Origin of the sequence: Pedobacter sp. Leaf194 (assembly GCF_001423945.1) — a bacterium.
Classification (GTDB): Bacteria; Bacteroidota; Bacteroidia; order Sphingobacteriales; family Sphingobacteriaceae; genus Pedobacter.
Window position 1 is genome coordinate 1,343,965 of record NZ_LMPU01000001.1, and the last position, 12,056, is coordinate 1,356,020.

Below are 12,056 nucleotides of genomic sequence, written 5' to 3' on the forward strand. Positions count from 1 at the left end.
CATTGTAAAGCAATAAATTTATAAGGTTTTGGGCAAAAGCTCAAAACCTTATTTTTTGTCCTTACTTTTGATTTAGTTTAATGGTTCATTAGCCATTGGTTCATTAGTTTTCAATGCGCCTGATACCAATGAACTACTGAGCAGTGAACCAATGAACAACCTTTTGAAACATAGCAAACACGAAATCATTCCCTGCGAGCGATGCGGCACCGCTATTGAGTGCAAGGCAAACGCTTACACTAAATGCCAGTGCAGCGTAGTTCAGCTAAGCATCAACGAAGTGCAGTACATCTCCGAACTTTACGATGGCTGTTTGTGTGCCAAATGCCTGTTTGAATTGCAGCAGGAATATAGGGAAGAAATAGGGGTGTAATTAATCCTAACTTAAGACAATTTTTTTTTTGGAAAGCAGGGTTCTGTTCCTTTCGCATTTAACAGTCCCGCTTTCCCTCCAGCCAATTTGAAGAAAATTGGCGTCCGTTCAATCGGGTTTAATTACAATAGTCTCTTTGTCAGGCTTCGTAAAAAACAAAATGTCTATTTTATTAGTCAAGATGATATGCTGCAAACAGGACATTTTTTACGTCTAAAAGGACAGTACAGTTTCAAGTTTTCCCTACTTAAATAGAGTGATTACAAAATTGATGGAGATGAGTTTTTTATCAACTCTAATTGATGATCGCCATAAATATCAAGTGCAGGTGGCCTGGATGCGAAACGCTGCCTTGGTCTCTCTTTAAGGCCTTAAATGCCATGAAAATATATATTCGAAAAAGGTTCTAAAAAGCGTAACAAAGCACTTGTTTTGCTATCAATGTAATGCTTGATAAATGGTTTATCAGCATAAAAAAAATAGAAAATACATATCATTATGGAAGCGCTCATTTCTAGTTACTGGTGGGTTTTAGTGGCACTGTTGTGCATCGTTTTATACAAATATATTTTACGATTCTTGTTCGGGATGGTTATTGTTCCCGAAGATAGAATTGGCTTAATTACCAAAAAGTTTGTGTTATTTGGCGCAGCAAGAGAACTGCCCGATGGACGTATAATTGCGGTAAAAGGCGAAGCTGGTTTTCAGGGAAAATCATTGGCGCCAGGCTTGTATTTTGGAATGTGGTTTTGGCAATATAGTGTAACCATGGAACAATTTACCGTAATACCGGAAGGTAAAATCGGACTCATCATGGCCAAAGATGGCTCTGAAATTCCGACAGGAAACATCCTCGGAAAAAGGGTAGAGTCTGATAATTTTCAGGATGCTGTGAAGTTTCTTGAGAATGGTGGTCAACGCGGTCGGCAAACTTCTTACATCACTTCCGGCTCTTATCGTATCAATACCATGCTTTTTCAGGTTTCGGTTACCGATATGATTCGCATTCAGGAAAGCATGGTGGGTATTGTAACCACACTTGATGGTTTGCCAATAGAGGCCAATCAGATTGCGGGTAAACTTGTTGAAGGCCACAACAATTTTCAGGATTTCGATGCTTTTATTAAACATGGTGGTAACCGCGGTTTGCAGCCCCAGGTAATTTTGGCAGGTTCGTACAACCTTAATCCCTGGGCAATTCAGCTGGAAGAAATCCCGATGACCGAAATCGCAATCGGATATGTAGGCGTTGTAATTTCTTTTATTGGTACAGAGGGAAGTGATTTAACCGGTGCTGATTTTAAACATGGCAATATTGTGGCTAAAGGCTCAAAAGGTGTATGGCTTGAACCACTCGGTCCGGGTAAGTACCCAATTAACAAGTACATTATGAAAGTTGAATTGGTGCCAACGACTAACCTCGTTTTAAACTGGGCTTCCGCCCGGAGTGAAGCCCACAACCTCGATAAGAACTTATCAACCATTACCGTGCGCTCAAGAGATGGTTTCCCGTTTAATTTAGATGTGGCACAAATTATCCACGTACCAACTACCGAAGCGCCTAAAGTTATTGCCCGCTTCGGCAACATGGTTAATTTGGTTTCGCAGGTTTTAGAACCGACCATTGGTAATTACTTCCGTAACTCAGCGCAGGGCAGTGACGTTATTGCTTTTCTAAGTACACGTAAAGAACGTCAGGAATCGGCAAAAGAACATATTCGCAAAGTGCTTGATGAATATAATGTAAACGCCGTTGACACCCTGATTGGTGATATTGTTCCGCCAGAATCTTTAATGAAAACTTTAACCGACCGTAAAATTGCTGAGGAGCAAAAGGTAACTTACGAAACGCAAAAGCAAGCGCAGGAAACCCGCCAGGGAATGGAAAAAGAAACCGCAATTGCCGATATGCAAAAAGACATTGTTAAAGCACAGCAAAGTGTCGAAATAGCAGAGCGTACAGCCAGTGCTACGGTTAAAAAATCTGAAGGTGATGCCGCAGGTGTAAAACTTGCCGTTGGCGCAGAAGCTGAAGCGACTAAGATGAGGGCCCATGCCGAAGCCGAAGCAACAAAAGCAAGAGCGCAGGCCGATTCTGAAGCCATTAAACTCCGGGCATCTGCAGAGGCTGAACAAATTTCGCTAACGGGCGACGCCGAAGCCGGAAAAATTCTCGCAGTTGGTAAATCCACCGCCGAAGCTTATGAATTGGCCGTGAAAGCTTTGGGTGGCGAAAACTTTACCCGTTATAAAATCACCGAAGAACTATCAAAAGGTAACGTAAAATTGATACCTGATGTATTGATTGGTGGTAATGGCGCAAACAACGGTGGTTCTGCGATGGATGGCTTATTGGGCTTGAAATTAATGGAACTAATGGACCCGCAACAACAAAGAAAAGAGGTTGTAACAGTTGCCGAAATTGTGGAAACAAAACCTAAGCCTAAACGAGATAACATTAACCCGTAATTTGATTTTTATTGTGAAAGGGGCTTGATGAAAATCAATGCCCCTTTTTTCATTTCCGTCGGCTGAAGCCAGACGGTAATGAAATGCAGTTTGATTATTTATTGCAGGCTGCTTTAGCTGCCTGAATATAAAGAATGGCTTTAGCAAAATTAAACAGCGTGCAACTTAAGATAGGAGCAGTATCAAGGCATTTCTAAACGGGATAGAAGTGGCAGCCTATTGCTGTCCTGAGCGTAGCTGAAGGGCAGCAATAGCTAAAACGGATAGCCCGACTGGCGTAGGTTTGAAATGCTGCCCTTGCTTTTCGAAAAAACAATTACATAAATATGCCGTTCTACTTTTAAACAAAATAGTAACTTTGCAGCCTAATTTAGAATGACCGGATTATGAATGATTGAATGCTTTGCAAACTCACTCATACTATTAATCTCTCATAAAATTTAAAGAAATGAAGAAAGTAAAGGTTGGTTTGGTGCAAATGACTTGTACTAAAGATAAGCAGGAAAATTTAGATAAAGCGATTGTAAAAGTTAGGGAAGCAGCTGCCAAAGGCGCACAAATTGTGTGTTTGCAGGAGCTCTTCACGTCATTGTATTTTTGCGATGTTGAAGATTATGACAATTTCGACTTAGCTGAGGCGATTCCGGGTCCATCTACTAACGCTTTGCAACTTGTGGCTAAAGAATTAGGTGTTGTTGTTATCGCTTCGTTATTTGAGAAACGTGCGGAAGGTTTGTACCACAATACAACGGCAGTTTTAGATGCTGATGGCACCTATCTGGGTAAGTATCGTAAAATGCACATTCCAGACGACCCGGCTTATTACGAGAAATTCTATTTTACACCGGGCGATTTAGGCTATAAAGTTTTCGAAACGAAGTTTGCTAAAATTGGTATCCTGATTTGCTGGGATCAATGGTATCCTGAAGCTTCTCGCATTACAGCTTTAATGGGGGCAGATATTATGTTTTACCCAACCGCAATTGGTTGGGATACAACTCAGGATGAAGAAACAAACCAGGACCAATATAACGCATGGCAAACCATTCAACGCTCACATTCGGTTGCAAATGGCGTTCCTGTTGTAAGTGTAAACCGCGTTGGTTTTGAACAGGAAGGCAGAATGAAGTTTTGGGGCGGAAGTTTTGCAACGAATGCACAAGGCAAGCTGCTTTATCTGGCATCGCACGATAAGGAGGAAACGGAAGTTGTTGAGCTGGATTTAGATCAAAGCGATTTTATGCGTAAACACTGGCCATTTTTAAGGGATAGAAGGATTGACTCTTACCAGCCAATTACAAAAAGATATATTGACGGAGATTAAATAGGTAAACCTAAAAGCTTATCTGGGCATTAGCCAAGCCGCGTCGAAGAGAAAAATTCGACGGGCGCAACCTCCAAACTTACAAGACGAAACGAAATGTCAAATTTCCCTCCAAAAGACTATTTAGAACTCAATCAATTCGATTATTCGCCCAAAAAACAGGGTTATGTTTTTCCTGCAGAGTGGGAAAAACACGAAGCAACCTGGTTAAGCTGGCCACATAAAGAGGCGAGCTGGCCGGGGAAAATTGAGGCAATATATGGCCCTTACTGCGAGTTTATTAAAGCCATTGCCGAAGGTGAAAAAGTGCGCATTAATGTTAAGGATGAAGAGATGAAAGCTTCAGCCATCGCTGAACTTTCTAAGGTGGAGGCTGACTTATCGCAGATTGAATTTTATTTTAACGAAACAAATGATGCATGGTGCCGAGACCATGGTCCTGCTTTTCTAAAGAAAGGTAACGAAAAGGTTGTAGTTGATTGGGGATATAATGCCTGGGGCGGAAAATATCCTCCCTATGATTTGGACGATGTTATACCCACAAAGATTGCAAAACACTTTAGCTTGCCCTTGTTTAACCCTGATATTGTTATGGAAGGCGGCTCGGTAGAATTTAATGGTGCCGGTACAGTTTTAACCACAACGGCTTGTTTACTTAACGAAAATCGGAATCCGCATTTAAACAAAGAGCAGATTGAAAAGTACTTGCTTGAATATTACGGGCAAGACCAGGTTTTGTGGCTGGGAGATGGAATTGTAGGCGACGATACTGATGGACATATAGACGATATTACCCGCTTCGTGAATGAAGATACCGTTTTAACAGCCGTTGAAAGTAATCCGTTGGATGAAAATTATCTGTTATTGCAGGAAAATTTAGCGGCTTTGAGCGCAATGAAACTAAAAGATGGCCGTAAGCTTAATATTGTTGAACTGCCAATGCCTTCGCCGGTAATTTACGATGATACGCGTTTGCCTGCATCTTACGCCAATTTTTACATCGCAAACGCTGCCGTAATTGTTCCGGTTTTTGATGATGTTAACGACGGCAAAGCTTTGGAAATTATTCAGGGTTGTTTCCCGGATAGGAAGGTGATTGGTATTAATTCTGTAGATATTATCTGGGGGCTGGGCAGTTTTCACTGTTTGAGTCAGCAGGAACCGGCGGTTTAAACTAACTATCTTGCTCTCTGAGCTTGTGGACGGAAAATTGATATTTCCTAGAACTCAACAAGACAAAGAAAGCGTAGTGAAGAGCAATTAATTCAGTAACTTCAATAAAGAAGCGTCGCTTAAGGAGAATTAGGAAGAAATTGTGAGATTATTAAATTTAAAAAAGTAAAATTGAGATTGTCTTCAACGAAGATTACTAAATGGTCTTCGGCAAGTTCAGACTGACAACAATATAGAGACTGACAAACGAAATAAAAAAAATGAAATTATTAGAAGGAAAAACAGCATTAATTACAGGTGCATCTAAAGGTATTGGTCGTAAAATAGCCGAAAAATTTGCTGAGCAAGGTGCAAACGTAGCATTTACATATTTATCATCAGTAGAAAAAGGCGAGGCTTTGGAGCAGGAATTGCAAAGCTTTGGTACAAAAGTTAAAGGTTACCGTTCAGATGCTTCAAAATTTGACCAGGCCGAGCAATTAATAAATGATATAGTTGCAGAATTTGGAACAATTGATATCGTTGTAAATAATGCGGGCATTACCAAAGATGGCTTGCTCATGCGTATGAGCGAAGAAAACTGGGATGATGTAATCAATATCAACCTAAAATCTATCTTCAATGTAACCAAGGCTGCTTCTAAAGTGATGATGAAAGCCCGCAAAGGTGTTTTTATTAACATGAGTTCGGTTGTTGGGGTTACAGGTAACGCCGGACAAGCGAATTACGCGGCATCAAAAGCCGGTATTATTGGTTTTACAAAATCTGTAGCTAAAGAATTAGGTTCAAGAAATATTCGTGCTAACGTAGTTGCACCAGGATTTATCCGCACGGAAATGACTGAGGTTTTAGACCCTGCAGTTGTTGCAGGCTGGGAAAAGGATATCCCATTAAAACGTGCTGGCGAAACCGAAGATATTGCAAATGTTTGTGTGTTCCTCGCATCAGATATGAGCGCTTACGTAACCGGGCAAACGCTTTCTGTTTGCGGTGGTATGCTGTAAAAGAAAGTATAGGCTTTAAGGTTTTAGTTGGAGGGTTTACCTTCCACCTTTTATAGTTTCTATGATGGTTATGCGAAGCGGGTTTTCTTTCCCAGAGTTATTAAAATATAGATGGGCGTAAGGTGGGTTTTTATCCTAAGCCTTACGCCTTTTAGCTTTTACCTCAAAATGTATTTCCCTTTTATTTCTTTAACATTTGCCATATTTCTGTGCTTCTCAAAAGCCAAATAACCTGGCTGTAAGCTTTTCCAAAAGCTAAGCTGTGCAGGAAATTGAGTTGAATACTTTTGTATGTTCGCGTTTGTCATTTTGAATGGATAAATATTAACTGGAATTTTATCCTGACCAGAATTCCTTGCCTCTACAGCTAAAATGTAAACTTCATCTATCTTATCGTCAGTTAAGGGGATGCAACCTACCGTTACACAATTGCCGTGAATGTAAATGTCTCCTCCTGTTTTTCGGTCTGCTCCAGTTCTCGCTGAGTCAACTGAATTTGGGTAATTTACACCAAGGGATAAGTGAAAACTACTTATGGGATTAAAAACGTTGATGTAATAAAACCCCTCTGGCGTTTGTCCGTCGCCTTCAATAACTTTTGGACCTAAAGTGCCCGAATGTGCGCAAAAATCGTAAGTTTTAAAGCGTGAATATTGTTTGTCTGATTTGGCTTTCAGCCAAACTTCTAATTTTGCTTCGGCTTTGTAAGCGTTTATCAGCATCGAAAAATCAGTTCCATAACCAGCCTGTTGGATAGATTTCTTCAAACTTTCCCACTTCCCGCCATATGCATTTGCTACCCTTTCGAATTTAATTTGGTTTGCTTTAAAATTGTTTTGTGCATTGGCCATAATGCTAAGTGATAGCAGAAACGTTAAAAAGAGTATTTTCATAAACTTGCTTTGGCTAAAGCTAAATATTTATTTGCAAAGCTTGCCACGAAAATGATCATTTGAATTTGGTGTAAACCGTTTTTATGTACTTAAAGTATTTCACTGGCAAAAATCAACGGCTAAAATTTCCAATAATAAAAGCTTTTGCACCTTTCTTTGCGGTTAAAATCAAAATTAGCATCTTTATAAAATATGAATAGCTTTTTTGCCGGTACTTCTATTTTGTATTTTCTGGGTTGCCTCGCATTAGGTATTTTATATGCATGGTTACTTTATAGAGGTAATAAAAACCTCGATAAAAAGTTACAATTTGCTTTAACCGCCGCCAGAATTTTTGCTGTAACCGCTATTGCCTGGCTACTATTTGCGCCATTAATTAAAACACTGAATTATACCTTAGATAAACCTGTCATCATTATCGGTCAGGATAATTCTCTTTCTGTTGGTCAGATTAGGCCGGCCGGTTTCAACCAAAAGTTATACGAACAAAACCTTAAGGCTTTACAGGATAAACTTTCGGATAAGTATGAAGTAAAAACCTACAGTTTTGGCGATTCAGTTAGTAATGGCTTTGATTTTAAGAACCAGGGAAAATTAACAGACGCTTCTGCCTTTTTTCAAAAAATTAGAGATGAATATACCAATAGAAACGTTGGTGCAGTTGTTTTAGCAACCGATGGTATTTTCAACCACGGCGGAAATCCTTTATACAACATCAACCAAATTAATGCGCCGGTGTATAGCATTGCCCTGGGCGATAGCGTTCCGAAGCGTGATGTTTTGATTTCAAATGTGAATTACAACGACATCGTTTACCTTGATGATGATTTTACCGTTGAAGTGCAGGTTCAGGCCTTCCAAAGTGATAAGGAAAACACGGCTTTAACCATTAGTAAGAATGGTGCAAAAGTCGGGCAGCAGAACATTACCATCAATGGAAATTCCTTTTTAAAAACGATTCCGGTAAAATTACATGCAAACAAAATTGGTGTTCAAAAGTATTCCGTTCAACTAGGGACGGTACCAAATGAAATCACCACAAAAAATAATTCACAAACTTTTTATGTCGAGGTAATTGATGGCCGGCAAAAAGTGCTGCTGGCTGCGGCTGCCCCGCATCCCGATTTGGGGGTCTTAAGAGAAGCCATTACACTTAACAAACATTATGAGGCGAAACTTGCGCTGGCAGATGAGTTGAATGCAATAGATCCTTCTAAATTTGATTTAATTGTGTTATACCAGTTGCCGGATGTTCAAAATCTTTCGGCTTCTTTTTTACAAAGAGTTAAAACCTTAAAGAAGCCCGTTTGGTATATTTTGGGTGCGCAAAGCAACGTCAATGCTTTTAACCAACTTCAGAATCAGGTAAATTTGAGTTCAGCCAACGGCTCGATTCAGGAAGTTTATCCTGCTTTTGCGAACAATTTCACCAGTTTTAAATTATCTGAAGAAAACAAAAAGCAGGTCTCCACTTTCGACCCTCTGTTAATGCCATTTGGCAGATTAACCTTAAATGCAAGTGCATCTATAATTTTTAATCAGCGAATCGGTAAAGTAAGTACGCAACAGCCATTATTGTTTTTTACCAGCGAAAATGGTTTAAAGGCAGGGTATTTAATGGGGGAAGGATTGTGGCGCTGGAAGCTTTCAGTTGCAGAGAACGAAACGGAACAATCTAGCCTGAACAATTTGATTGCTAACACGGTGCAATACCTTTCCGTAAAAGACGACAAAAGAAGATTCAAGGTTTTCGCCTCAAAATCTGCCTTTGATGAAAATGAAAATATCCAGTTTAATGCAACACTTTATAATGAAAGTTATCAGCCGGTTAACCAACCGGAAGTTAGCTTGCAGGTAAAAAGCGATGCTGGAAAAATATTCAATTATGTGTTTTCGAGAACAGAAAATGCCTATCAACTCGATGCAGGGCCCATGCCCGCAGGGAATTATTCTTATTTAGCGAATACTTCTCTAGGCGGACAAAAGTTTAGTGCCGCCGGAAGTTTTTATGTAAATGCCCTGATTGCAGAATATCAGCAGACAACCGCCAATCATCAGTTGCTTAATACCATATCGAAACAAAGCAACGGAAAGCTTTTTATGCCTGCCGATTTATTGAAGATTGCAGATGAAATTTTAAAGAATGAAAACATAAAAACCATTAGCTATGAAGACCGTAAATATGATGATCTTATCAATTTTAAATGGTTGTTCGCATTCATTGTGGCTTTGTTAAGCATCGAATGGTTTTTAAGGAAAAGAAACGGCGAACTGTAATTTCAAAATGTTTCATCCAGTCGTGTTCTCTCCAAGCTGAGGTAAATTGAAATTAATTTACATTTGGTACAGCCAGCTTCGCTAATTAGCCTTTAATCTTTAATGCCATTCGTCTTTATAGACAAACTTAGGCATATGCCATTCATATTTTATGGACAGCAAGCGCAGCGTTAAACCAATAACTGTAGCCAGGATAGTGGCTAAAAACTCACTTCCGTGGAAATGTTCTATCCCAATATAAACGCCTCCGGTTACAATTGCGGCACTTGCATAAATTTCCTTGCGGAACAAGAATGGAACTTCATTACACAATACATCACGTAAAACCCCGCCCGCACAACCTGTTATCATGCCGCTAAACAAAACAATTAAGTATGGTAAGTGAATTTGTTGTGCAACCTGGCAACCAATAATCGTGAAAACAACAAGGCCCATCGCATCAAGAAAAAGAAATAGTTTTTTGAGTTTCGTCATAACAGATGCGATGAAAGCAGCAAATAACGCTGCGACTGCTGTAATAACCAAATATTCAGGATGTTCAACCCAACTCATAGGATAGTGGCCAAATAACACGTTTCTAACCGTACCACCGCCCAAAGCCGTAACCCAGGCAATGATACAAACACCAACCCAATCCATATCTCTTCTGCCAGCAGAAAGCGCTGCAGTCATAGCCTCAGCCGTAATTGCGATGATGTATAAAATGTGGAGCATAGAGCGGGTTAATCGTTCGAAGTCTATCCTGAACTCCTAACCATTCTGATTAGTCTTTTTTCTCTTCATGAATAATAACAAAGACATCTTCGTTATCTTTTTTCATGAAATACTTTTCTCGGGCAAACTTTTCGGCGGTATTTAAGTTGGTGCTTAATTCGTTTAAATCCTTTTTAACCTGGGCGGTTTCCTTTTCGAAATATTCTTTTTCTTCCTGCAACTTGTTCGCCTGGCTACGGTATTCGTATTGCGACATCATATCATTTTTATCGAAAAACAGCATCCACACAGCAAAAGCAGCCGTAGCCAGGAAATACTTATTGCGGAAAAGATCTATTAAACGTTTCATATTAAGATATTGACGGCGTAAATGTATAAAAAAACATCCGAAGATTTAAAATCTCCGGATGTTCCACAAATAAGTTTTTCAACTTGTTAACATTAAACCTAGATGTCAGGTTAAGCCTGCAGAAACATTTTAATAAAAGTCCCCGCAAAAGCTCAATAATATCTGTTTATTTCTTAGCGTATTTAAATTTTGAACCGATGAAACGAGCATTTTCACCCAATTCTTCTTCAATACGTAATAGTTGATTGTATTTTGCAATCCTGTCAGAACGTGATGCAGAACCGGTTTTAATTTGTCCGCAGTTTAATGCAACAGCCAAATCAGCAATGGTAACATCTTCAGTTTCTCCAGAACGGTGACTCATTACCGAAGTGTAACCGTTGTTTTGAGCCAAAGTTACAGCATTAATAGTTTCAGTTAAAGAACCAATCTGGTTAACTTTTACCAGGATCGAGTTTGCAGTAGCCTCATCAATACCACGTTGTAAACGGGTAACATTCGTTACAAATAAATCATCACCAACCAACTGAACGTGGTCGCCAATTTTATCTGTTAGACTTTTCCAGCCAGTCCAGTCATTTTCGTCCATACCATCTTCAATAGAGATAATTGGATATTTTGCAGAAAGATCGGCTAAATATTGAGCCTGCTCTTCGCTTGAACGAATTACGCCGGTAGCACCTTCAAACTTCGTATAATCGTATTTACCATCTTTGTAAAACTCAGATGAAGCACAATCCAAAGCTAAACAGATTTGAGAACCTGGCTTGTAACCAGCAGTTTCTATTGCCTTTAAAACCGTTTCAATCGCATCTTCAGTACCATCAAATGTTGGTGCAAAACCACCTTCATCTCCTACAGCAGTAGATAAGCCTCTATCGTGAAGAATTTTTTTCAGGTTGTGGAAAACTTCTGTTCCCCAACGTAATGCCTCAGAAAAAGACGGTGCGCCAACAGGCATAATCATAAACTCCTGGAAGGCGATAGGTGCATCAGAGTGAGAACCACCGTTAATGATATTCATCATCGGAATAGGCAAAGTATTTGCGTTAACGCCACCAATATAACGGTATAGTGGTTGGCCAATTTCATCAGCAGCAGCTTTAGCCACGGCTAAAGAAACGCCTAAAATTGCATTGGCGCCTAAGTTACCTTTGTTTTCAGTACCATCAAGCTCCAACATCAGTTTATCAATTGCGTTTTGCTCAAAAACATCAATACCTCTCAAAGCCGAAGCAATTTTGGTATTCACATTTTCAACAGCTTTTAAAACGCCTTTACCTAAATATGTAGATTTATCTCCGTCACGTAACTCAACAGCCTCATATTGCCCGGTAGATGCACCGCTTGGTACAGCTGCACGGCCAAAAGCGCCTGCTTCTGTAACTACTTCAACTTCAACTGTTGGATTGCCTCTCGAATCGAGGATTTGTCTGGCATGGACATTAACGATTATGCTCATTTTATTTGATTTTTTGTT

Annotated in this window: 10 protein-coding genes; 6 read left to right on the top strand and 4 right to left on the bottom strand. The window is 39.7% G+C overall.

Annotated features, from left to right (window positions below):
- The first annotated feature begins 151 nt into the window (after positions 1 to 151).
- The 5 genes from ASG14_RS20000 to fabG all read left to right on the top strand — a co-directional run bounded on the left by ASG14_RS20000 (position 152) and on the right by fabG (position 6,343).
- The gene (locus tag ASG14_RS20000) at positions 152 to 373 is read left to right on the top strand and encodes a cysteine-rich CWC family protein (protein ID WP_082491372.1); all 222 of its coding nucleotides are present in this window, start codon (positions 152 to 154) and stop codon (positions 371 to 373) included.
- A 498-nt stretch (positions 374 to 871) separates the two neighbouring features.
- Positions 872 to 2,842: an SPFH domain-containing protein gene (locus tag ASG14_RS05955; RefSeq protein ID WP_056870066.1), complete on the top strand. Its 1,971-nt coding sequence runs from the start codon at positions 872 to 874 to the stop codon at positions 2,840 to 2,842.
- 448 nt (positions 2,843 to 3,290) lie between these two features.
- Entirely contained in the window at positions 3,291 to 4,166 is an 876-nt protein-coding gene (locus ASG14_RS05960) for a carbon-nitrogen hydrolase (protein WP_056870067.1), read from the top strand.
- Between the two features lie 96 nt (positions 4,167 to 4,262).
- Complete coding sequence (locus ASG14_RS05965) at positions 4,263 to 5,339, top strand: agmatine/peptidylarginine deiminase (RefSeq protein WP_056870068.1); 1,077 nt, start codon at positions 4,263 to 4,265, stop codon at positions 5,337 to 5,339.
- A gap of 260 nt (positions 5,340 to 5,599) precedes the next feature.
- Entirely contained in the window at positions 5,600 to 6,343 is a 744-nt protein-coding gene (fabG, locus tag ASG14_RS05970; protein WP_056870069.1) for a 3-oxoacyl-[acyl-carrier-protein] reductase, read from the top strand.
- Between the two features lie 158 nt (positions 6,344 to 6,501).
- On the opposite strand, the gene ASG14_RS05975 is transcribed toward fabG, so the two are convergent.
- Positions 6,502 to 7,236 carry a murein L,D-transpeptidase family protein gene (locus ASG14_RS05975; protein WP_056870070.1) on the bottom strand — a complete coding sequence of 245 codons (735 nt, stop codon included), beginning with the start codon at positions 7,234 to 7,236 and terminating at the stop codon, positions 6,502 to 6,504.
- Between the two features lie 192 nt (positions 7,237 to 7,428).
- Between ASG14_RS05975 and ASG14_RS05980 the strand changes: the two genes are divergently transcribed.
- Positions 7,429 to 9,513: a hypothetical protein gene (locus ASG14_RS05980; protein ID WP_056870071.1), complete on the top strand. Its 2,085-nt coding sequence runs from the start codon at positions 7,429 to 7,431 to the stop codon at positions 9,511 to 9,513.
- A gap of 99 nt (positions 9,514 to 9,612) precedes the next feature.
- Here ASG14_RS05980 and ASG14_RS05985 read toward each other — a convergent pair whose 3' ends face one another.
- The 3 genes from ASG14_RS05985 to eno all read right to left on the bottom strand — a co-directional run bounded on the left by ASG14_RS05985 (position 9,613) and on the right by eno (position 12,038).
- Positions 9,613 to 10,227 carry a trimeric intracellular cation channel family protein gene (locus ASG14_RS05985; RefSeq protein WP_056870072.1) on the bottom strand — a complete coding sequence of 205 codons (615 nt, stop codon included), beginning with the start codon at positions 10,225 to 10,227 and terminating at the stop codon, positions 9,613 to 9,615.
- Positions 10,228 to 10,276: 49 nt separating this feature from the next.
- A complete protein-coding gene (locus ASG14_RS05990; RefSeq protein WP_056870073.1) occupies positions 10,277 to 10,576 on the bottom strand; it encodes a septum formation initiator family protein in 300 nt (99 codons plus the stop codon).
- A 166-nt stretch (positions 10,577 to 10,742) separates the two neighbouring features.
- On the bottom strand, positions 10,743 to 12,038 hold the full coding sequence (eno, locus tag ASG14_RS05995) for a phosphopyruvate hydratase (RefSeq protein WP_056870264.1): 1,296 nt from the start codon (positions 12,036 to 12,038) through the stop codon (positions 10,743 to 10,745).
- Between the last annotated feature and the right edge of the window lie 18 nt (positions 12,039 to 12,056).